General features: G+C 67.2%; 12 protein-coding genes. 5 read left to right on the plus strand and 7 right to left on the minus strand.

Going from position 1 to position 23399, the window contains the following annotated elements; all coding sequences use genetic code 11:
• The first annotated feature begins 22 nt into the window (after window positions 1–22).
• Window positions 23–2227: a type II secretion system secretin GspD gene (gene gspD / locus HW932_RS00105; RefSeq protein WP_176974472.1), complete on the plus strand. Its 2205-nt coding sequence runs from the start codon at window positions 23–25 to the stop codon at window positions 2225–2227.
• 73 nt (window positions 2228–2300) lie between these two features.
• On the opposite strand, the gene HW932_RS00110 is transcribed toward gspD, so the two are convergent.
• Together HW932_RS00110 and gltB are read right to left on the minus strand one after the other, a co-directional pair.
• Window positions 2301–3767 carry a glutamate synthase subunit beta gene (locus tag HW932_RS00110; protein ID WP_176974473.1) on the minus strand — a complete coding sequence of 489 codons (1467 nt, stop codon included), beginning with the start codon at window positions 3765–3767 and terminating at the stop codon, window positions 2301–2303.
• Window positions 3760–8415, minus strand: a complete 4656-nt coding sequence (gene gltB, locus HW932_RS00115) for a glutamate synthase large subunit (RefSeq protein ID WP_176974474.1) — start codon at window positions 8413–8415, stop codon at window positions 3760–3762. The genes HW932_RS00110 and gltB overlap by 8 nt, the downstream gene beginning before the upstream one ends.
• Window positions 8416–8816: 401 nt before the next feature.
• On the opposite strand from gltB, the gene HW932_RS00120 reads away from it, so the two are divergent.
• On the plus strand, window positions 8817–10091 hold the full coding sequence (locus HW932_RS00120; protein ID WP_176974475.1) for a hypothetical protein: 1275 nt from the start codon (window positions 8817–8819) through the stop codon (window positions 10089–10091).
• Here HW932_RS00120 and HW932_RS00125 read toward each other — a convergent pair.
• From HW932_RS00125 to HW932_RS00135, 3 genes are all read right to left on the minus strand, one after another.
• The gene (locus HW932_RS00125; RefSeq protein WP_176974476.1) at window positions 10088–10654 is read right to left on the minus strand and encodes a hypothetical protein; all 567 of its coding nucleotides are present in this window, start codon (window positions 10652–10654) and stop codon (window positions 10088–10090) included. The genes HW932_RS00120 and HW932_RS00125 overlap by 4 nt on opposite strands.
• Before the next feature lie 84 nt (window positions 10655–10738).
• Complete coding sequence (locus HW932_RS00130; protein WP_176974477.1) at window positions 10739–11572, minus strand: DUF2272 domain-containing protein; 834 nt, start codon at window positions 11570–11572, stop codon at window positions 10739–10741.
• A 10-nt stretch (window positions 11573–11582) separates the two neighbouring features.
• Complete coding sequence (locus tag HW932_RS00135; protein ID WP_176974478.1) at window positions 11583–13364, minus strand: hypothetical protein; 1782 nt, start codon at window positions 13362–13364, stop codon at window positions 11583–11585.
• 111 nt (window positions 13365–13475) lie between these two features.
• Here HW932_RS00135 and HW932_RS00140 point away from each other — a divergent pair, with 111 nt between their 5' ends.
• Together HW932_RS00140 and HW932_RS00145 are read left to right on the plus strand one after the other, a co-directional pair.
• The gene (locus HW932_RS00140) at window positions 13476–15800 is read left to right on the plus strand and encodes an ATP-binding protein (RefSeq protein ID WP_176974479.1); all 2325 of its coding nucleotides are present in this window, start codon (window positions 13476–13478) and stop codon (window positions 15798–15800) included.
• A gap of 3 nt (window positions 15801–15803) precedes the next feature.
• A complete protein-coding gene (locus tag HW932_RS00145) occupies window positions 15804–19982 on the plus strand; it encodes an EAL domain-containing protein (RefSeq protein WP_176974480.1) in 4179 nt (1392 codons plus the stop codon).
• Here HW932_RS00145 and HW932_RS00150 read toward each other — a convergent pair.
• Together HW932_RS00150 and HW932_RS00155 are read right to left on the minus strand one after the other, a co-directional pair.
• Complete coding sequence (locus HW932_RS00150) at window positions 19945–21132, minus strand: dicarboxylate/amino acid:cation symporter (protein ID WP_176974481.1); 1188 nt, start codon at window positions 21130–21132, stop codon at window positions 19945–19947. The genes HW932_RS00145 and HW932_RS00150 overlap by 38 nt on opposite strands.
• A gap of 23 nt (window positions 21133–21155) precedes the next feature.
• Window positions 21156–22619: a Mur ligase family protein gene (locus tag HW932_RS00155; RefSeq protein ID WP_176974482.1), complete on the minus strand. Its 1464-nt coding sequence runs from the start codon at window positions 22617–22619 to the stop codon at window positions 21156–21158.
• 125 nt (window positions 22620–22744) lie between these two features.
• Between HW932_RS00155 and HW932_RS00160 the strand changes: the two genes are divergently transcribed.
• Window positions 22745–23392, plus strand: coding sequence for an Hsp20/alpha crystallin family protein (locus tag HW932_RS00160; protein WP_176974483.1), 648 nt, complete (start codon window positions 22745–22747; stop codon window positions 23390–23392).
• Window positions 23393–23399 lie beyond the last annotated feature (7 nt).

Below are 23399 nucleotides of genomic sequence, written 5' to 3' on the forward strand. Positions count from 1 at the left end.
CCCGCGTCGTCACCGAGGCATCATGTACCCCAATCACACCTCCAAGCGCACTCATCGGCTCGGACGCTGGCGGCGAGTCGCCCTGTCGACCGGCCTCGTCATCGGGCTGTACGGATGCGAGCGTGCGTACTGGGATCCCACGGTCAAGGTCGGTGATGCCGATGGCCATGTCATCAGCGCCGATCAGGCCCAGAAGCGCGAGGCCTTCAAGCAGCGCGGCGGCGCCGGCGCCGAGACCATCGCCATCGGTGACGGCGAGGCGCGTCCCAAGAGCAGCGAGATCATGCAGCGCGGAAGCGGCTCCTTCGTGCGCAAGGTCAAACCGCCCGAGACCGATACGGCCCCCGGCGACGTCACGCTGAACTTCGACGGCACCGACATCCGCGAGGTGGTCAAGGTCGTCCTGGGCGACCTGCTCAAGGTCAACTATGTGCTGCACCCGGCCGTCCAGGGCGCGACCTCGCTCCAGACCGGCCGACCGCTACGCCGCGAGGATCTGCTGCCCACGCTCGAAACCCTGCTGCGGATGAACAATGCGGCGCTGGTCTACAAGGACGGCAGCTACGAAGTCGTGCCGCTGGCCAATGCCGTCCAGGGGCGCGTGACCCCGCAGCTCGGTGAATCCAATCGTGCTCTGCCCAGCGGCTACAGCGTGCAGGTGGTGCCGCTGCGCTACATCGGCGCCGAGGAGATGAACAGCATCCTCACACCCCTGGCGCCCGAGGGCAGCGTCATCCGCGTCGACAATCTGCGCAACCTGCTGGTGATCGCCGGCACCAGCCCCGAGATGAGCAACCTGCTCGACACCATCCGCGTCTTCGACGTCGACTGGATGTCGGGACTCTCGGTCGGTTTCTTCGTGCTCGAATACGCCAAGACCAAGGACGTGGTCGCACAGCTGGAGAGCCTGCTCGCCGACGAGGGCGGCAATCCGCTCAAGGGCATCTTCCGCTTCATCCCGATCGAGAGCGCCAACGCGCTCCTGGTCGTCTCGCCCCAGGAGAGCTATCTCAAGCAGGCGCGCAACTGGATCGAGCGGCTCGACATGGCCGAGGCCAGCAACGACAGCTCCGAGCGGCTCTATGTCTATCGGGTCAAGCACAGCGATGCCGAGAGCCTGGCCGATATCCTGTCGCAGCTCTTCGGCGGCAGCTCCCGCAATACCAAGAAATCCTCGGTGGGCAATGTCGCGCCCGGACTCGGCCGCTCGTCGAGCATCGGTGGAACGACCAGGAGCAGCAGCGACTCGGACTCAAAGAGCACCAGCATGACGCAATCGTCATCGACCCAGCAGGGCGCCTCGTCGCACGAACTCGAGATGTCGTCGAGCGTCAACATCGTCGCCGATGCGGTCAACAACTCGCTGCTGGTGCGTGCCAGCCCGCGCGACTACAAGAAGATCCTCGACGCGCTCAAGCAACTCGACATCCTGCCGCTCCAGGTGCTGGTCGAGGCGACCATCGTCGAGATCACGCTCGCCGGCAACCTCAAGTATGGCGTGCAGTGGGAGCTCTTCGGTCCGGCGTCCGAGGGCAAGAGTTTCGCCTCCCTGGACGGAACGCTCGACGTTTCGGATTCATCCAGTATCACGACCATGTTCCCCGGCTTCAACTGGGCGCTGGTCTCCAATCCGGACACCATCAAGGCCACCTTGAGCGCGCTCGCGGGCGACAACCTGCTCAACGTCCTGTCCTCGCCCTCGGTCATGGTCAGAGACAACCAGACGGCCAAGATCCAGGTCGGTCAGGAGGTTCCGATCGCCACCTCGGAGCAGCAGGGCCTCTCGGCCACGGATCGGACCTATACGACCATCTCCTACAAGGACACGGGTGTCATCCTCACGGTCAAGCCGCGTGTGACCCCGGGCGGGCTGGTGCAGATGGAGATCGAGCAGGAGGTCAGCACTGTGCTGGATCAGAACGCCTCGGCGCTGAATTCGCCGTCGTTCAAGAAGCGCACCATCACCAGCTCAGTGGCGGTGCGCTCCAATCAGGCCGTGGTGCTGGGCGGCCTGATCGAGGACGCGCGCTCGGACGGCAAGCAGGGCGTTCCAGGTCTCTACAGCCTGCCGATCGTGGGCGGACTCTTCGGCCAGACCTCGAAGTCCTCGACCCGCACCGAACTGGTCATCGTCCTCACCCCCAAAGTGATCGCCAGTGATCAGGACATCGAGTCCGTGACTGAGGATTTCCGTCGCAAGGTGCGCGGGTTGAAGGTCGCCTTCTGAGGTATCCGGGAGGTCTACGAAAAAGGCGACCCATGGGTCGCCTTTTTCGCTTTCAGGGGATGGCGTCGCCGCTTCAGCGCGGCAGATCCGAGCGTCCCATCAGCCATTCATCGACGGCGCGCGCACACTGACGCCCCTCGCGAATGGCCCAGACCACCAGCGACTGGCCGCGACGCATGTCGCCGGCTGAGAACACCCCGTCGACCGTCGTCTTGTAAGCCTCCGGTCCCTCGGTCGTGCCCTGGACGTTGCCGCGCCCGTCGAGCTTCAGCCCCGCCTCCTGCTCCAGTTGCTCCAGCATCCCTTCGCGCACCGGATGCACGAAGCCCATTGCCAGCAGCACCAGATCGGCCTTCAGCTCGCCCTCGCTGCCCGGCGCCTCTTCCATCCGCCAGCGGCCCTCGGCGTCCTTCTCCCAGCGCACCAGACAGTACTTGACCGCCTTGACCCGGCCCTGATCGTCGCCGACGAAGCCTTTGGTCGCGAAGTTCCACATCCGGGTGCAGCCTTCCTCCTGCGAGCTGGAGGTGCGCATCCGGTTCGGCCAGTTAGGCCAGGTCAGCGCTTTGTTCTCCTTCTCCGGCGGACGGTCGAGGATCTCGACCTGAGTCACCGACGCCGCGCCGTGCCGGTTCGAGGTTCCGATACAGTCCGACCCGGTATCGCCGCCGCCGATGACCAGCACATGCTTGCCCTGGGCGCTGATGAACTCATCGTCCGGCACATAGGAGCCTTGGACGCGCTGACTGTTGCGCCGCAGGAAATCCATCGCGAAATGGATGCCCTCAAGCTCGCGCCCCGGCACCGGCAGATCGCGCGGCTGTTCTGCCCCGCCCGCCAGCACCAGCGCGTCATACTCGGCGCGCAGCGCACTCACAGGCACATCGACCCCGACATGGGCGTTGGTATGGAACTCCACGCCCTCGGTGCGCATCTGCGCCATGCGCCGGTCGATCAGCTTCTTGTTGAGCTTGAAGTCCGGGATGCCATAGCGCAGCAGACCGCCGATGCGGTCGGCCTTCTCGTAGATGGCCACCTGATGTCCGGCGCGCGCCAACTGCTGAGCACAGGCCAGACCCGCCGGACCCGAGCCGACGACCGCCACCCGCTTGCCCGTGCGACGCTCGGGCACCTGCGGCTTGATCCAGCCCTCGTCCCAGGCGCGGTCGACGATGGCGCATTCGATGGTCTTGATCGTGACCGGACTGTCGTCGATGTTGAGCGTACAGGACGCCTCACAGGGCGCCGGACAGATGCGCCCGGTGAACTCGGGGAAGTTGTTGGTCGAATGCAGCACCTCGATCGCCGCCTGCCAGTCGCCCCGATACACCAGATCGTTCCAATCCGGAATGATGTTGTTGACCGGACAGCCCTGATGACAGAAGGGAATGCCGCAATCCATGCAGCGCGCCCCCTGCTGACTGAGTTCAGGCGCCGTCAGCGGAATGACGAACTCGTCATAGTGCACCACCCGATCCCCCGCCGGCGCATAGCGGCGGTCGCGACGGGTGTATTCCATGAAACCGGTCGGCTTACCCATGTTCGACGATCCCCTTCAAAGGCTTGTTGGTTCGCGGCGGACGGCTCTGATTGGCCTGCATTTCCTGGAGCGCACGGCGATAATCGACCGGCATCACCTTGACGAACTTCGGCAGCATGTTCGCCCAGTCGTCCAGGATACGCTGCGCCACCGCCGAATCCGTGTATTCCAGATGACGCTCGATCAGGAGCTTCAGCCGCCGCGCGTCATGGCGCGTCATGTCGCGCGTGATGTCGACCCGGCCATGCATCTCCAGATCGCCGCCCTGATGGCCGTTGGCCTCCAGCGCCGCATCTTCCTCGGCGATCGGCTCCAGCTCGACCATCGCCAGATTGCAGCGATCGGCGAAGTCTCCCGCCTCATCCAGCACATAGGCCACGCCGCCCGACATGCCGGCCGCGAAGTTGCGCCCGGTCGGACCCAGCACCACGGTGATGCCGCCGGTCATGTACTCGCAGCCGTGATCGCCAACGCCCTCGACTACCGCCGTCGCGCCCGAGTTGCGCACACAGAAGCGCTCGCCCGCCACGCCGCGGAAGAAGCACTCGCCCGTGATCGCCCCATAGAGCACGGTATTGCCGACGATGATGTTGTCCTCGGCGCGTCCGATCGCGGACTCGGCCGGCGGATAGATGACGATGCGACCGCCCGACAGGCCCTTGCCGACATAGTCGTTGCCTTCGCCTTCCAGCTCCAGGGTCACGCCCCGCGCCAGCCAGGCGCCGAGCGACTGACCCGCCGTGCCCTTGGCCTTGATTTGGATGGTGTCGTCCGGCAGGCCGGCATGACCATAGCGCTCCGCCACCCGGCCCGAGAGCAGGGCGCCGAAGGTGCGGTTGAAGTTGCGGATCGGGGTTTCGATGCGCACCGGCTCGCCGCGCTCCAGCGCCGGCGCCGCCTGACGGATCAGCGTGTGATCGAGTGCTTTGTCGAGACCATGATCCTGGAGTTCGGCGTGACGGATCGCGACCTCGGCCGATACCTGCGGTCGGGCCAGCAGCCGGCTGTAATCCAGCCCATGCGCCTTCCAGTGCTCGATGGCGCGCCGCATCTCCAGCCGATCCGACTGCCCGATCATCTCCTCGATCGTCCGGAAACCGAGCTTGGCCATCAACTGACGCACTTCCTCGGCGACGAAGAAGAAATAGTTGATGACATGCTCGGGCTTGCCGGTGAACTTCTTGCGCAGTTCCGGATCCTGCGTGGCCACGCCGACCGGGCAGGTGTTCAGATGACACTTGCGCATCATCAGACAGCCCTCGACGATCAGCGGCGCGGTGGCGAAGCCGAACTCATCGGCCCCCAGCAGCGCCCCGATCACCACGTCGCGTCCGGTGCGCAAGCCCCCATCAACCTGAACCGTAATCCGCCCGCGCAAGCGGTTGAGCACCAGTGTCTGCTGAGTCTCAGCCAGCCCGATCTCCCAGGGCGAACCGGCATGCTTGATCGAGGTCAGCGGACTCGCGCCCGTGCCGCCATCGTAGCCCGAGATGGTCACATGATCGGCATGGGCCTTGGACACGCCCGCCGCCACCGTCCCGACGCCGACTTCGGACACCAGCTTGACCGAGATGCGCGCCTTGGGATTGACGTTCTTCAGGTCATGGATGAGCTGGGCCAGATCCTCGATCGAATAGATGTCGTGATGCGGCGGCGGCGAGATCAGACCCACGCCCGGCGTCGAATGACGCACGCGCGCGATCTGCGCATTGACCTTGTGACCCGGCAGCTGACCACCCTCGCCGGGCTTGGCCCCCTGCGCGATCTTGATCTGGATGTCATCGGCATTGACCAGATACTCGGTGGTGACGCCGAAGCGACCCGAGGCCACCTGCTTGATCGCCGAACGCTCCGGGTTCATCGACCCGTCCGGCAGCGGATTGAAGCGCTCAGGCTCTTCGCCGCCCTCGCCGGTGTTCGACTTGCCGCCGATGGCGTTCATCGCCTTGGCCAGGGTCGAATGTGCCTCATAGCTGATCGAGCCGAACGACATGGCGCCGGTGGCGAAGCGTTTGACGATCTCGCTCGCCGGCTCGACCTCCTCCAGCGGAATCGGCGTCTCGGCGAACTTGAACTCCATCAGCCCGCGCAGGGTCAGCAGATGTTCGTTCTGTTCGTCGACCAGACGCGAGAACTCGGCGAAGGTCTTGGCATCGTTGGCGCGCGTGGCGTGCTGGAGCTTGGAGATGGTCTCCGGCGTCCAGATGTGATCCTCGCCGCGCACCCGATAGGCATAGTCTCCGCCCACGTCCAGATGCCGGCTGTAGATCTGCTCGTTGCCATAGGCCTGACCGTGCCAGCGCACCGCCTCGGCCGCCACTTCGGGCAGACCCACGCCCTCGATCCGGCTGTGGGTGCCTGTGAAATAGCGCTCCAGGAACGCATTGCTCAGACCCACCGCATCGAAGATCTGCGCTCCGCAATAGGACTGGAAGGTCGAGATGCCCATCTTGGACATGACCTTGAGCAGACCCTTGCCGACCGCCTTGATATAGCGGTACTGCGCCTCCTCGAAGGTCAGCTTCTCGGCCAGTGACGGCAGCAGCGACTGAATGGTATCGAAGGCCAGATAGGGATTGATCGCCTCGGCGCCATAGCCGGCGAGCGTGGCGAAGTGATGCACTTCGAGCGCCGCGCCCGTCTCGACCACCAGACCGGAGCTGGTCCGCAGCCCGCGCCGGATCAGATGATGATGCACGGCCGAGGTCGCCAGCAGCGCCGGAATGGCGATGTTGTCGCGATTGGTGTTGCGGTCCGACAGGATCAGGATGTTGTAGCCGGCCAGCACCGCCGCCTCGGCTTCCAGACACAGCCGCTCCAGCGCCCTTTCCATGCCCGCCGCGCCCTCGCCGGCGGCATAGACCATATGCAGGTTCTTGGTGCGGAAGGCCCCGCCCGAGTTGTCCTCGATATGGCGCACCCGCTCCAGATCCTGATTGGTCAGGATCGGCTGACTGACCTCCAGCCGCCAGTGCTTGCCGGCCTCATTGATGCCGAGCAGATTCGGACGCGGTCCGATCAGCGACACCAGCGACATCACCAGTTCCTCGCGGATCGGATCGATCGGCGGATTGGTGACCTGCGCGAAGTTCTGCTTGAAATAGGTCGACAGATGCTTGGCGCGGCTGGAGAGCACCGAGGGCGGATTGTCCGCGCCCATCGAGCCGACGGCCTCCTGGCCGGTGAGCATCATCGGCGTGAGCAGGAACTTGATGTCTTCCTGCGTGTAGCCGAACGCCTGCTGGGCATCGAGCAGGGTGTCGGCATCCGGCGCCATGGGCGCGACATTGGTCGGCAGCTCATCGAGATGGATCTGGGTCTTGGCCAGCCACTCGCGATAGGGCTTGGCGGCGGCCAGATCGGCCTTCAGCTCGGCGTCATCGATGATGCGCCCCTGCTCCAGATCGATCAGGAACATCTTGCCCGGCTGCAGGCGCCACTTCTTGACGATGCGCTCCTCGGCGATGTCGAGCACGCCCATCTCGGAGGCCATGATCACCATGTCGTCGTTCGTGACCAGATAGCGCGCCGGGCGCAACCCATTGCGGTCGAGCGTGGCGCCGATCTGACGCCCGTCGGTGAAGGCCACCGCCGCCGGTCCGTCCCAGGGCTCCATCAGCGCCGCGTGGTATTCGTAGAAGGCGCGCCGCTGGGCGTCCATCTGCTTGTTGCCCGCCCAGGCTTCCGGGATCAGGATCATCATGGCGTGGGCCAGCGAATAGCCGCCCATCACCAGCAGTTCCAGCGCATTGTCGAAACAGGCCGAATCCGACTGCCCCTCCGGGATCAGCGGCCAGATCGAATCCAGATCCTCGCCCAGGATCTCCGAGCGCATCGTATGCCGGCGCGCCGCCATCCAGTTCACATTACCGCGCAGGGTATTGATCTCGCCGTTGTGGCAGATCATGCGGAACGGCTGGGCCAGATCCCAGGTCGGGAAGGTGTTGGTCGAGAAGCGCTGATGCACCAGCGCCAGCGCCGAGACGAAGCGCTCGTCGCTCAGGTCCAGGTAATACTTGCCGACCTGATCGGCCAGCAGCATTCCCTTGTAATTGAGCGTGCGCGAGGACATCGAGACCACGTAATAGGCGGTCTTGTCGAAACCGGCAGCGCGGATCTCGTTGTCCATGCGCTTGCGGATGATGAACAGCCGGCGCTCGAAGCTGTCCTGATCCGGACAGTTCTCGCCGCGTGCCACGAACACCTGACGCACCATCGGCTCGGAGGGCAGTACGCTCGGCCCCAGATCGCTGTTGTCGACCGGCACGTCGCGCCAGCCGAGCACCCGCTGACCGCCCTCGGTCAGACGCCGCTCGACGGTCTCGATCATGCGTGCGCGTGCTTCGGCGTCGCGCGGCAGGAACACCATGCCCACGCCATAGTCACCGACCGCCGGCAGCTCGAAGTCGAGCACGGCGCGGAAGAAGGCGTCCGGGATCTGCACCAGAATGCCCGCGCCGTCGCCGGCCTTGGGGTCGGCGCCCACCGCGCCGCGATGGTGAAGACGCTCCAGGATCTCCAAGCCCTGCCGGACGATCGCGTGGCTCTTGTGATTTTTGATATGACAGACGAAGCCGACGCCGCAGGCGTCGCGCTCCAGGGTTGGGTCATAGAGACCCTGTGCGGGTGGTAGGGCACGAAGGCTCATCGCTGACCTCGTTTGATACCTGGGATGAAAGGATGCCGATCTGGAAGCGGTTCGAACGCGGGGTCTGTCTTGGCCGCTGGGGTTTCGGGATGACCGAAGCCGCTCGATCCAGGGTGATCAGACTTCAGCGAACAGGCCGTGAGGGCGCCGGATGGCGGGCGCTCGGGTCGCGCAGACCCTTGAGTACCTGAACGGATTGAAATCGAGAACCGCGAATCATAACCGCGTTGCACCGGCCATGCCAGCATTCATCGCACCTGGCCGGGTCTCTGTCGGACGAGATCGTCCCAGTCGCGCCCGTGGGTGACTCCTTCGTCGAGGCTTTGAGAGCAGTACGCGAGCATCGGCGTTCCATGCGAAGATAGGGCACATCCATCCACCTCGCGGCGAGAGGCCTGGCCATGTCACACGACTCGACACGACTCCTCGGTGCGCTGGCGCTCGGTCTTCTGATCTCGATTCCAGCAGCCGGCGCGCAGACGCCGGATTCCACTGACACCGGCGCGAGCGCCGATCTCTGGTCCCAGACGCGCGAACGCGCGGCCGGTTGGTGGGAGCAATCGCGCGATCTGGCCGGGCAGGCGATGCGCGACGCGCGCGGTCTGATCGAAGACCAGGAGCCGGACTTCAATCGCATCTGGCAGCAGGCCATGCCGACGCTCGATCAGGCGCTACTCCTGGAGCAGCGTCACCAGACGCTGCCGGAGAGCGCTTGGTTCGGTCTCGACCAGAAGGCCAACCGGGTCGAGATCGACGCCCTACTCGACGAGGCGGTCGCGATCCTCTCGGTCTCGCCGGCGCTCCAATACCGTGATCGCATCCAGACCCAACAGGAGCAGATCGTCCGCTGGCGCGCCGAGATCGCCGACCATCGTCAGAAACGGGTCACGGCCCCGACCGAGTCGACCTTCAAGAAGACGGTCGCCGACTATGACGCCCTCATCACCGCGCGCGAGTCCGACATCCGGCGCGCCACCCAGGAGATCGACGCCCTCAAGCGCGAGTTCGCCCAGTCGCTGCGCGCCATCGGACTGAAGCTGGAGGACGAGCAGCTCGACCTGCTGCTCTCGACCGTGGTCGGCGACAATCTGGTCGATCTCGGCATCCTGTTCGACAACGTGAAAGCCATCACCCTGCAACTGGAGCAGCTGCTGGAGCAGAGCGGCGAGGACTTGCAGAGCGCACGACGCTACTACGGACTCTATGTGGTGCTGCTCAAGTCGCTCGACCGCATGCACGTCCAGATCGAGGAGGCGATCGACGAGCGCTATCTGCCTCAGATCGACGACATCGTCGGCCAGACCCAGACGCTCGCCGCCGACACCGAGCGCCTCCTGCGCGAGTCGCCCGACCGGCGCGCGCTGCTGGAAGGCAATCTCCAGGCCCAGCAGCTCACGCTCCAGGCCGCCGGCTTCTATCGCCAGTATCTGGTCGATCAGGCCGCGCAGGTGCGTCAGGCGCGGGCGGAGCTGGAGCAGGACATCGCCGCCGCCTGGAACACCTATGAGACGGTGCGCGTCTCCGGCGAGCTGGTCGGGCTGGTGCGTTCCAGCCAGTTGCTGCTGGAAGGGCTGATGAACCGCCAGGCGCCCGCGCTGCGGCCCTTCGAGAGCCTGGAGATGCAGCGCGAGATCCAGAAACTCACCCAGCAGCTGCGGGGCGGCGTCTCGGGTTAGTCCGCCGGCGGAGTCCAGTGCACATAGGGGTAGGGCTCGGCCTGACCCAGCGCCGTATAGCCGAAGACGATCTCGGCCTGGGCGCCGTCCTCCAGTTTGAGCACTCCGATGCCGTTGCGTCCGTCGAGGGCCGAGGTCAGATCGGCGCGACCACGGCGTCCATCGGAGCACTGGACATCGAGGATGGCGTCGGTCGAGCCGGCGAAGGCGTCATAGCCGCCTTGGCAGGACTGGTTGCCGTGGGTGACGCGAAAACTCGTCACCAGGGGCGAGCCGTCGTAGCGACCAAGATAGACCCGTCGATCCAGGACCAGAGCGATCGGCCCGGCGTTGGAGTTGCGGCCGTAGGGCAGGTCGTTGGGCCTGGATTCCTCGAAGTAGTCGAGCACCTCGCTCAGACAGGCCGAGTAGTCCTCCAGCTCCAGATGGCGGCACAGACGCCGTCCGTATTCATCGGGCGTGACCGGCGTGGCGAAGGAGCCGAAATAGCCGGGCGGCGGCGGCAGGCAGCCGCCGATCAGGGCGGACGCGGCCAGGGTGGCGATGGCGGCGAATCGAAACATGGATGTTCTCCCGATGGACCGGATCCAGGGCGATCGTGCGCGCCTGGTGCTGGGTGGGACAGGGTTGGACAGTCGAGACATGGATCACAGCCGATTCTGCATGATCAGGAACCAGGGACGCCGTGGAAAGGGTTGCAGGCGCCCCCGTCCGTCGAGTTCGAGCCGGACCTTGGAGACCGAGTTGCGCACGTTGCCGCCGATGACCTCCAGGGTCCGGCCCTGCTTGCCGGTCACGAGATCGCAATGCGCCCTGACCCCGGTGAGGGCGCCGGCACGGACATAGCCGTCGATCATGGCCACGCGCGATGGCGCGCGATAGGCGCAGATCAGGTCGCCGGGCTCGGGGCTGTAGTCCTGGAGGCGACGCGGCACGAAATAGCGTCCGGGCCGATCCGCGGATGCGATCAGATCGGCCAGATAGCTCCAATGGGCGATCGAGGGCCGGAACTGATGCTCCGGGACGCCCGCGTGGCGCATGATCCAGCCGATGAAGGCCGCCGACCAGGGTTGCCGGCAATCCATCCCGGTCAGCCTGGACTCGCCGACCGCGCGCCAGTAGGTGTTGACTCTGCTGCTCTGACGAGGTCCGTCGTCTTCCCAGTCGCCGACGAGCGGGATGCTCTCCACCGTGCCCTTGAAGACGACCTCCTGCCGGCCGAAGTAGGCCCATTCCTGCTCGGCGCGGGCGATGATGGCGCGCTTGAGTGCCGGATTCGGCGCCGGCGGTGCGCCGATGGGTTGCCCGATCCAGGTGCCCGTGCGCCCGTCCGGGCCGAGCGATTCGGGCGGCGTCGCGCAGGAGGCGAGCATCAGGCTCAGGCTCAGGCTCAGGAACAGTGCGCGATGAGCCGCGCGTGTGGCGGGGACTGTGTTGGTCGGTCGGCGCTGGGGCCGGGGCTCGGTCTGTGAAGGGCGCATTGGGATCCTCTCAGCGCGGTGGTCGTGTGGTCTCGCGGAACCAGTCGCGATACTGCTCCATCCGCGTCTGCTGATCCGAGGGCGCCCGACGGCGGCAGGTCGCGGCCTCGGCGCTGCCCGGGGTCGCGCCCCAGCGGATCTCGACACAATCGTTCGGATTGTAGCCGACCTCCAGGTTGGCGCGTCGGGCATAGAGTTCGCGCAGGCTCAGGCGCCAGGGGCTGCCGTCGCTGCGCGTATAGTCGATGGCGCGCGTGTCGAGGCGCTGCTCGTGCAGACGTTCGACCCGATCGGCCGCACTGAGCGCGCTCTCGCCGGAGAGCGCATAGAGTTCGGGGTGGCGGCGGATGCGCTCCGGCAGTCCCGCGACCACCTTCAGCGCGATCAGCAGCCGCATGTCGCGCGAGGGGGTCGCGTAGTCCTCCCAGGGGCCGATGGTCTCGAAGATCGCCGGGCCGCTCGGCATGGGCACGACCGTGCCCGGATGCTCGCGCATGTAACGCTCGCCGGTGTCGACCGAGCTGACACGGGTCTCCAGCTGCTCCATCAGCGCCTCCAGCACCGAGTCGTAGGCGGCGACGGGATCGAGTCCGCGCGGATTGATGATCGCGTCGACGCGCGCATGGAAGGCATCGGGGTCGAGGCCGGCCTGTTCCAGCGAAAAGGCCGGATGCCCGGAACGCCCGTCGAGTTCGGCGTTGGACAGCGGCCGCCAGCCCGAGCCGCTGGGCGTCAGCGGACGGAACGCCTTGAAGCCGGGACCGGCGCTCGCCGTCTGGGCGAAGAGAAAGTTGCCCTCCCAATAGCGTTTGCGCGCCACCGAGTTGTCCGGCTGGGCATCGACCGCGAGCAGCCGCCCGGCGGTCCGTCCGTCGCCCGGCAGCCACTTGACCAGGATCAGGACATGACCATAGGGATCGGCATAGAGGGTGCCGGGCCGGAGCGCCTCGCGGCTGAGTTCGACCGGATAGACGTCCGTGGCCTCGGCGTTCAGTGCGGTGCGTGCGCTGCCCGAATGCACGGTATCGACCAGCCGGCGCGTGGCCTCGCGGAAGGCGCTGATCGGGGCGCGGGCGCCGACGAAGCGGGTGTCGACGATGGGCGCCTCACAGCGCGGCGGACTGGTGCGGCTACCTCGGTTGCAGGCGCGATAGGCGATCGGCAGTCCGAGCTTCCAGGCGAAATAGGTGCGCAGATAATAGGGCAGGTCGGCGCAGTCCGGTTCGGCGCGCAGTTGGTTGTCTTCGTTGGCGCCGAGATAGTTGAACAGGAAGTTCTGTGCCGGGTCGCTCAGTACGGGCGTGAGCGACTCGAAGCTCAGCGTCTGATCGGGCGGGGCGTTGAACAGGTGCTCGATCCAGGCCGAATAGAGCGCCTCGGCGGCCGGATCCCACTGACCGCTGCCGCGATCGCTGCCGCGATCGCTGCTGCCGCCGCCGACGTCGACCTCAGTGCGCGCGACGATCTGGCCGTAGCGGCTCGCCTCGATACGGTAGAGGCCGCGCTCGGGACGAAAGACGGTGCCGTAGAGACTCCAGGGCGGTCCGCCCGCCGCGAGCGCGCGCAGCCGCTGTGTGCGACCCGCCGGATCCGTCACCCTCAGTTCGTCCAGCGACCCATCGGCCGCCACCGCGAAGACCTCCAGCGGCTGACCGGGCCGGGGGTCGAGCGGTGCGGTCCAGAGTCGCGTCCCGGATGTCCGGGCAAGGTCTGACTCGGCGAGCGCCGGGACGCACGCCAGGAGGCCGAGCAGGATCAAGCCGATGAGTGTCCCGAAGCCGTGCGGTCGCATCCCGATCACCTCGTCTGAGCCGTGTCCGGCATCATTCTATAGAATTCGCCCCGGAGAGGGCGCTTGGTTTTCGCCGCGTCCGATATACACATACATCGGAGGATCCTACCCTTGAGGCACCGCTTCGGCCATCTGTCCATGCGCGGCAAGGTCATCGCCGTGGTGATGCTGGTGAGCACCCTGGTGCTACTGGTCCTGGCGCTGCTGGTCGTGATCGCCGACATCCGCGAGCGGCGCGGGGCGCTGGTCGAGCGGGTCACGGCCCTGACGCGGGTGGCGAGCATCAGCACCTCGGCGGCCCTGGCCTTCCAGGATGGACCAGGGGCTGAAGAAATCCTGGCCGCGCTGGGCAGCGAAGGGGGCGTCGTCGGTATCCGGATCCAGGATCGCGCCGGTGTGCTCTTCGCGCGTTATCGGAGTTCGGACCCGCGCCATCGGGCGCTCCTGGAGCGCATCGAGACGGACGAACGACGCGCGCTTGAGACGGACGGCGAACGCCGTCCGCCCGGCAGCGAACCGAGGACGCGCTTCCAGCCGGGCTATCTGGACGTGCGACTGGACGTGCGGGTCAACGGCAAGCCGCTGGGCCACATGGATCTGCAATACGATACGGCGGATCTGACACGACGGATCTGGCTCCAGGTCTGGCTGGCCCTGGCGGTGTTCATGGGCGGACTGGGGCTGGCCTTCCTGCTGGCCTCCCGGCTGCACCGCCTGATCTCGCAGCCGATCGCCGAGGTGGCCTCGGCCATGGAGCGCATCACCCGCGACGAGGACTATCGGGTCCGTCTGGGGGCGAGCGGCTCCGACGAGCTGGCCAAGCTGACACGCGCCTTCGATGCCATGCTGGAGCGCATCGAGCAGCGCGACGCCGACCTGCGCGAGGCCCGCGACGCGGCCGAGCGGGCCAATCAGGCCAAGTCGCACTTCCTGGCCAACATGAGCCACGAGATCCGCACGCCGATGAACGGCATCATCGGCATGGCCGAGCTGCTCGGCGAGAGCGCGCTGAACGCCGCTCAACGCGACTGCACGCGCGTCATCCAGGACTCGGCGGCGGCCTTGATGCGCCTCATCGGCGACATCCTGGATCTCTCGCGCATCGAGGCCGGACGGCTCGAGCTGGAGCGACTCGACTTCGATCCGCGCGAGACCTTCGAGCTGGCTCTGGAGCCGCTGTCCGAGGCGGCCCAGCGCAAGGGGCTGGAATTCGTGCTCGATCTGGATCCCGAGCTGCCGCCACGGTTGCGCGGCGATCCGGGCCGATTGCGTCAGATCCTGACCAATCTGGTCTCCAACGCCCTCAAGTTCACCGAACGGGGGCGGGTGTCCGTGACCCTGGACTGTCTGGAGTGCACCGAGTCCGGGGTGCGTCTGGCGATCGCGGTGCGCGACACCGGCATCGGACTCACGCCCGAGCAGTGCGCGCGGCTGTTCGAGCGCTTCACGCAGGCCGAGGTCTCGACCACGCGCCGCTATGGCGGCGCCGGACTCGGTCTGTCCATCTGTCGTCAGCTCGTCGAGTTGATGGGCGGAACCATCGGCGTCGAGAGTGAGCCGGGGCGCGGCTCGGTATTCCGGGTCGAGCTGGCGCTCGAGGCGAGCACGCCGCGACCGGATGACGACGATGGACGTTTCGCCGGTCTCCAGACACTGCTGCTGGTGCGTGATCCGGCACTCACCGCCCGTGTGGAGCCTCTGCTCGGCGCGCTCGGGATGCCGTGCGAACGCCGGGAGCATCTGGCCGGGGCGCTCGAATCCGCGCTCACGTGCGCGGCGCGTGGACGGGCCTTCGAGGTGCTGATCCTGGAACAGAGCCAGTTGCCGGACCCGACGAGCCCGGCCGGGCGCCTGCTGCGCGAGCTGATCGAGCGCACGCCGGTCACACTGCGACTGACGGCGGACGCACGCGCCGATTCGGCGGACAGGGGCTGGGACTGGCTGCCCTTGGCTCGCATTTCGTCGACGGGGGCTGATCTGCGCGCTCGACTGGGTGCTATCATCAAAGCTCGCCGCGCGATCGGACAGGATGGGGGGGCGGTTCGCCGGTCACCCCTCGGGTTGCGCGTCCTGGTGGCCGAGGACGACCCGGTCAATCAGCATGTGATCGAGGGCATGCTGCGGGTGCTCGGCTGTGAGGTGGAACTCCATTCCAATGGCTCGGGTCTCGTGGAGAGCTTCGCGCACCGTCACTGTGATCTCGTCCTGATGGACTGTCAGATGCCCGTCATGGACGGCTATGAGGCCACCCGGCGTGTGCGCGCACTGGAATCGTCGCTCGGGCGCCGCGTGCCGATCATCGCCGTGACCGCCCAGGCCATGGCCGGCGATCGCGAGCGGGTCATCGCTGCCGGCATGGACGATCATCTCTCCAAACCACTCAGGCTCGATGCTCTGGCGGCGATCTTGAGTCGCTGGAAGACACAAAGGATCTGAAACTTGAACACTCCCGCATCCCAAACGCCTGGCCCTGGTTCCTCGTCCCTGGCGGATCTGAGTCATGCGCTCCATACACAGTTGAATGGCGTCCTCGGCATGAGCGAACTGCTCATGGGGACACGACTCGACGCCGAGCAGCGCGGCTATGTCGAGACCCTGACCCGCGCCGGCCGACGCCTGCAGGATGTGATCCGCGACGTGCTGGATCTCACCCGCATCGAGACCGACCAGATCCGGTTGGCGGATCTCGAGTTTCCGCTCCTGGAGGCGATCGATGAGGTGCTCGCGGCCGCCGCCGAGCACGCCGAGGACGCGGGGCTGGAACTCGCCGGCGATCTCGCGCCGGATCTGCCCTGGCGCGTGCGCGGTGATCCGGGGCGCTTCAAGCGGCTCCTGCGCTATCTGATCGAGGATCTGATCGATCTGACGGCCGCGGGTGAGCTGGTGATGCGCGCGCTCTGGTCGGCCGGGTCTGTGTTGCGCGTCGAGGTCCACGCCAGCCAGACGGCCGGATTCCAGCGTCCGGTCGGCTCCGAGGGCGCCTGGACCGGGGGCGCCGCCGGTTCGGGTCTGGGCCTGACCGTCGCGCGTGCCTGGGTCGAGCGCATGGGCGGGCGACTGCTGTGCGAGCCGCCGGCGCTGGATGGGAGGCTCGCCTGGATCGAATTGCCGCTGACGGCAGTCTCTCCCGAGCGTCCGGCCCAGCGGCCCGAGGCGTCCCTGGCCGGACACCGGGCGCTCCTGGTCGCCCCCGAGGGGCCGGTCGCCGAGGTGCTGGACGCACGGTTGAACGAACTGGGATTGAGCGTGACGCGCTGTAGCGAGGCCGAGACGGCACGCACGACCGCACGCGCGGCCGCCGAGGTGCTGGCGCCCTTCGCGGTGCTGCTCGTGGATGCGCGGATCAAGGGGCTGGAGCCGCTGCTCTCGGAGCGCTCGGTCCAGGCCGAACCGGCGCTGGCGACGCTACGACGCCTGTTGCTGGCGCCGAGCAGACCGGGCTGGCGCGACGAGCAGGCCGCCCGGCTCGCGGTCTCGGCCCGACTGACCAAGCCTGTCACCCGCGCCTCCCTGGTCGCCGCCCTGACCGGCAACGGGGCCGAGTCAGACCCCGTCGAATCCTGGAGACCCGAAGACGCGCCATCCACGGCGTCCGATCCCGAGGGACTCGGACTCCGGGTGCTGGTCGCCGACGACAACGCCATCAACCAGGACACGGTCGCGGCCATGCTCAGATCGCTCGGCTGTGAGGCGCGCATCGTGTTCGATGGTCAGGCCGCGATCGAGGCGTTGAGCCGCGAGTCCTTCGATCTGGTGCTCATGGATTGCAAGATGCCGCTCATGGATGGCTACGAAGCGGCACGGCGCATCCGGCTCCAGGAGGGCGAGACCCGCAGCCGGCTGCCCATCATCGCCCTGACCGCCCATGCCATGGAAGGCGACCAGGAACGCTGTCGCGCCGCCGGCATGGACGACTATCTGACCAAGCCGCTGTCGCGGCGTGCCTTGCAGGCGATGCTCGAACGCTGGTCGCCCCGGCGTTCGGCGGGAGTCGCGAGTGCGTCCGGGTCCGAGGTCGTGCCGGGGCCGATGCACCACTCATCGACCGGGCTCGACGCCTTCATGGACTGGCCGATCCTGGAGCCTGGGCCGCTTGCGACCGTGCGCGCGCTCGATGCCGAGGCGGGCCGGGCCTTGGCGGCGCGCTTGATCGGCGGTTTCCTCGAGGCCGAACCCGGACTGAGTGCCGCGATCCGCTCGGACCTGGAGACGGGGCGATCCGTCTCTCTGGCCGAGGCCGCGCGCGCCCTGGGGGCGAGTGCCGCGACGCTCGGTCTGGCGCGTCTGGCCAGACTGTGCGAGCGCCTGGAACACCTGCCCGAGTCGGCGCTGACGCCACAGATGCGCGACGAGGCCATTACGACGCTCGAGGCGGTCCTGACCCAGAGCCGCGAGGCCCTTGCCGCACTCGACGACGCCGATTCGACGCCGTCGGCCCCGACAGCCGAACCACTCGACGCCTCGCTCCAGCGCGGGACGAGCGGCCCGCCGGACCAGGAGCGGATCGAGTCGTCCGAGTCCCCCTTGATCCTGATGGTCGACACGGATCCGGAACTCGAATCCAGGGTGCGCGAGATGCTGGAGCAGCGTGGACTGCGGTTCGTCGTCGCCCATGACGAACGCGGCGCCCTGGAGTCGGTCGCGCGCCGGCGCCCGGACCTGATCCTGCTCGATCTCATGGCGCCTGGGCTGGATGGTCACGGGATCTGCCGGCGGCTGCGTCACTGTGCCGGCCTGGAACTGGCCCCCATCCTGGCCGTGATCGAGGGCGAGGATCTGGCGGCCATCGAGCACGCCTACGAGTCCGGCGCCACCGACTTCCAGGTCAAGCCGCTCGACTGGCCCCTGCTGCTGCACCGCATCCGCTATCTGCTGCGCGGGCGTGACACCCTGGCCGCCCTGCACCGCAGCGAGGCCAGCCAGAGCGCCCTGATCGCGGCCATCCCAGACGCGCTGCTGCGGCTCGACAGTCAGGGCCGGGTGTTGCAGTTCAAATCGGGCTGGCTGCCGGGGGCGGTGCGTGCGCGACCCGAGTCGGGCGCCTCGACCCTCTCCGACGTGCTGCCCGAGTCGGCCTGCGCCCTCATTCGGCGTGAACTCGCCGCGACCCTGGTCGAGCATGGCGTGCGCGAACTGGAGATCGAAGTGACCGACGAGCGTGGCGAGGCGCGCGTCTTCGAGGCGCGTCTCATCGCCATCGACGCCGATCAGATCATCCTGCTGCTGCGCGACATGACCGAGCGTCAGCGTCGCCAGCGCGTCATCCAGCAACTGGCCTATCAGGACAACCTCACCGGACTGGCCAATCGCCACCGTTTCAATCTGGATCTGGCGCGCGCCCTGACCCGCGCGCGCCGGCGCGACGATCGGCTGGCGCTGCTGTGCCTGGATCTGGATCGCTTCAAGCGCGTCAACGACTCGCTCGGGCACGGCATCGGCGACGAGTTGCTGCGTGTGGCCGCGCAGCGCCTGCAGGACGCCGTCGACGAGGTCGGCGCCGCGCTCAAGCCCCAGGGCATCGGCTTCGCCAGTACCATCGCCCGGCTCGGCGGCGATGAGCTGACCCTGATCCTCAAGGGGCGCGATGCCGAGCGCGTCGCCATGCGGGTCGCCGACGCCATCCTGAACAAATTCCGTCAGCCCTTCCGGCTCGCCGGCCATTCGCTCGTCTGCACGGCGTCCATCGGCATCGCCCTGAGTCCCGACGATGGGGACACGCCCGAGACCCTGCTCAAGCACGCCGACACCGCGCTCTATGCCGCCAAGCTCAAGGGGCGCGACACCTATCGTTTCTTCACCGCGTCCATGGGCCAGCGAGCCCGGCAGCGGCTGGAGACCGAGGCGCGCCTGCGCCGCGCGCTCGAACGGGATGAGTTCAGGCTCCATTATCAACCCATCCTCGACAGCCGCACGCGCGCGCCCATCGCGCTGGAGGCGCTGTTGCGCTGGGAGGACCGCGAGCAGGGGTTGCTGGACCCCGAGCGCTTCCTCGCGATCGCCAACGAGTCGGGGCTGATCCTGCCCATCGGCGCCTGGGTGATCTCAGAGGTCGGGCGTCAGCTCGCCCACTGGTCGAACCAGGGGCCTGTCCTGCCGCTCTCGATCAACCTCTCGGATACCCAGTTCAGCGATCGCGGTCTGATCGATCGGCTGTTCCGGCTCGCGCGCGCCTGTCCGCCCGGAACCATCGAGCTGGATGTCACCGAGAGTCTGCTTTTGGCGCGCGACTCACGTCTGCTCGACACCCTGGCGCGTTTGCGCGAACAGGGGATGCGGGTGGCCATCGACGACTTCGGGACCGGCTATTCCTCGCTCGCCGTGCTCAAGCATCTGCCGATCGACACGCTCAAGATCGACCGGGCCTTCATTCGCGAGATCGGACGCGAACCCAACACCGAACTCCTGATCCGCACCATCATCGGTCTGGGACACGGACTCGGTCTGCGGCTGGTCGCCGAAGGGGTGGAGACCGAGGAGCAATTCGCCTTCCTGGCGCGTGAGGGATGCGACGCGATGCAGGGGTTCCTATTCAATCACCCCATTCCGGCGGACGAGTTCGTGCCGGATGGATTCACTCCTGTCACGATGAGCCGGACGCTTGGCCGGGAGAGTCCTTAGACAGGCCGGCCGCGACCACCAGATCGCTCCAGACGTTGATGGTTGTGATCGGATAGTCGAAGAAACGGTCGACGACCAGATAGAGCGCCAGATAGGTCTGGGGCAGTCCCAGCAGATCCAGCATGAAGGCCATCATGGCGATGCCGCCGCCGGGGATCCCGGCGGTTCCGGCGGAGGAGGCCATGGTCAGCAGCACGATGAACAGTGCCTGCCACAGCGTGAGATCCACGCCCGCCAGCTGCGACATGAAGATCAGCAGGATCGACTGATAGAGCGCCGAGCCGTCCATGTTGAGCGTGGCGCCCAGCGGCAGGGTCAGGCTGGTGATGCGTTCAGGCACGCCGAAGCGTTCCAGCGCCCGCTTGGAGACCGGATAGGTCGCCGAGCTGGAGGCGGTCGAGAGCGCCGTCAGCAGCGGTTCGCGGCAGGCGAGCGCCAGACGCCAGGGTGCGCGCCCGGTGAGCAGGTGATAGAGCAGGGGCAGGACGACCAGCGCATGGAGTCCGGCTGCCAGCGCCACCGCCCAGACGAAGGCGTGCAGGCGCAGGATCTCGGCCCAGTCCATGACGGCGAGACTGGTATAGACCAGGGCGGCGATGCCGATCGGGGCCAGGGTCAGAATGCCGGCGAGCAGCTGCATCAGGAGCGCGTCGAGCGCCCGTGCGCCGCCGAGCAGGGTGTCGCGCTGGTCGGTCTGCAACCGGCGCGAGGCCAGCGCCGCTAGCACCGCCACGACGACGATGTGCAGGATGTTGCCCTCGGCCAGTGAGGCGAAGAGGTTGGTCGGGATCAGGTTGGCGATCAGGCGCTCCAGACTGAAGGCCGCACCGTCCGGCGCCACCGGCTCCAGGTCGAGCAGACCGATCGGGACGTTCTGCGAGAAGGTCAGCCCGATTCCGGTGCCGAGCATGGCGGCGATGCAGGAAGTGATCAGGTAATAGAGCAGGGCGCGCCCGCCGATATGACGCAGATCCCGCCCGCCGGCAAGCGAGGCATAGATGGAGACCAGGATCAGCGGCAGGATCAGGAGCTTGAGCAGCGACAGGAAGATCTGCCCGATCCAGGCGACAGTGGGCGCGCCCTGGGGGAGCAGGAGCGCCAGCAGGATACCGAGGATCAGACCGCTGGGGATGGAGTAGAGCCGGCGCATGGATCGCGTGTGCCTCGCTTCGGTCAGGAGGCCGATGTCCAGCCGAGCCGCTGGAGATTCCGCTCGACCTGTTCCTGATCGCTGTAGGGCGTCTTGTGCCCGTCGCGATCGATATAGCGCTCATGGCCCTTGCCGGCGATGAGCGCGACCCAGGGTTCATAATCCGGACGGGCGGCGAGCTGGTCGAAGAGCCGGGCGATGGCCTCGGCGCGGTCGACGACGACGCTGTAGTCCTGGCCTTCGGGGAATCCGGTCAGGATGTCGTCGATGATGCGCTCGGGCGGCTCATGGCGCGGGTTGTCTGAGGTGACGATGATCGCGTCCGAGTGGCGGGCGACGGCCGCGCCCATCAGCGGACGCTTGAAGCGGTCGCGATCGCCGCCGCAGCCGAAGAGCGTGACCACGCGCGCGTCGGGGAAGCCGTCGCGGATGGCGCCGAGGATGGTGTCGAGCGCGTCCGGGGTGTGGGCGAAGTCGATGACGATGGCGCGGTTGCCGTGGACGCGGCAGTCGAAGCGTCCGTCGACTGGCTGGAGATGGCGCCAGTGTTGGCGTGTTGCGTCATCCGGCAGGGCACCGAGCACGCGCTCGGCCAGAGCGACCGCCAGCGCATAGTTGGCGCGATTGTGCGCGAGGGCGAGGAAGGGCTTGGCCGCGATCGCCTCGGGCGGGAGCCGGGCCGGCTCCAGCACCTCGACCGGAACCGGCGTCGGGCCGCGTGCGGCGAGTCGATCGGCCACGGCGCGGCTGGTGCAGTAGAGCCGTCCGCCGGGCTGGATCAGATCGAGCAGACGCGCCTTGGCGGCGAAATAGCTGGCCTCGTCGCGGTGATAGTCGAGATGGTCCAGGGTGAAGTTGGTCCAGCCGGCGTCCTGGAATGGGATACCCGCGACGCGCCCCTGGTCGAGCGCATGGCTGCTGGCCTCCATCACCACCACGTCGGCCTGATCCTGATGGGCGTGCAGCAGCCGGCGCAGCTCGATCAGCGGCGGTGAGGTGAAGCCGGTCTCGATCTGGCGCACGCCATCGAGGAAGACGCCGAGCGTGCCGATCGACAGCACCCGTCGGCCATGCGCGGCGAGGATGGATTCCAGATACTTCACGGTCGTCGTCTTGCCGTTGGTGCCCGTGACACCGATGAAGCGCAGCGCACCGGGCGCGAGCGGATAGACGACATCACAGAACCGGCGCACGACCTCGGTCCAGTCGTCCGGGCGGGTGACATGGAGCGCGACGCCGGGCATCCGGTCGAAACAGTCCAGCGGACGGTTGGTGACGAGGGTCGCGAAGCGTCGTCCGGCGAAGTAGCGCCGGTGGATCTCGCTGTCCGTCAGGCCATCGTCGAAGCGCTGGAAGAAGAGGATGGAACCGTCGTCACAGGCATCGGCGCGCCACTGGATGTTGGTCGGGCGCGGCGCCTCGGGCGCGGGGCGGCTCCAGGCGAAGTCGGTGGTGGCGAGCAGATGGGTGAGGGCGTCGGTGAGCATGTTCGGGGGCCGCTGTTCGGGTCGTCGCTGGGGGTGGCGAATTTTGGTGCAAGTCGCCTTATACTGGCAGCGCGGTCTGTCCGTCCATCTTCAAGCCTTCGTGAACTCGAATCCGGGAGTCCATCATGCGTCGAATCACCGTCACCGCCGTGGCCCTGTCCGCGTTCCTGCCGACCCTGGTCCTGGCTCAAGCCTGGACGCCCTATGGCCCCTATGCGCCGGGCGTCGCTGAACCCGCGCCCTATGCCGGTTATCCGGGAGCCTACGGACCGCCCGTTCCGCCCGCGCCCTGGTCGACGCCTGCGGAGGGCGGCGCCAACTGGCCGGCGGCTCCCTATGCCGCCCCTGAGATGCCGGCGCCACCGGCTGGATTCGAATCGGCGCCCTGGCCGCCTCAGGGCGCCGCTGAGCGGATGGCGCCCCGCGAGCGTCCGGCCTGGCCGCGTCTGAGCCTCACGCGCCGCGCCACCGATGACGCTTATCTGATCGAGATCCAACTCCAGAACATCCAGCCGGATCAGGTCGAGATCCGCCCGGCCGGTCGCGGTCTGGTCATCACGCACAGTGCCACGGTCCGCTTCAGCCAGAACGACACCCTGCCGGGTGGTGACGGCTATCAGAGCCGTTACAGCATCTCGCGCGACACCAGCGGTCGGCGCGTGGGGCTGCCGCCGGATGCCAATCTGGCCGGCATGACGCGCGAGGTCGAGGACGGTCGCATCCTGATCCGCGTGCCCAGAGTCGCCGATGCCTGGCGCGGCGGGCGCTGGTGAGTTCGGG

Origin of the sequence: Allochromatium humboldtianum (genome assembly GCF_013385175.1) — a bacterium.
GTDB classification, from domain to species: Bacteria; Pseudomonadota; Gammaproteobacteria; order Chromatiales; family Chromatiaceae; genus Thermochromatium; species Thermochromatium humboldtianum.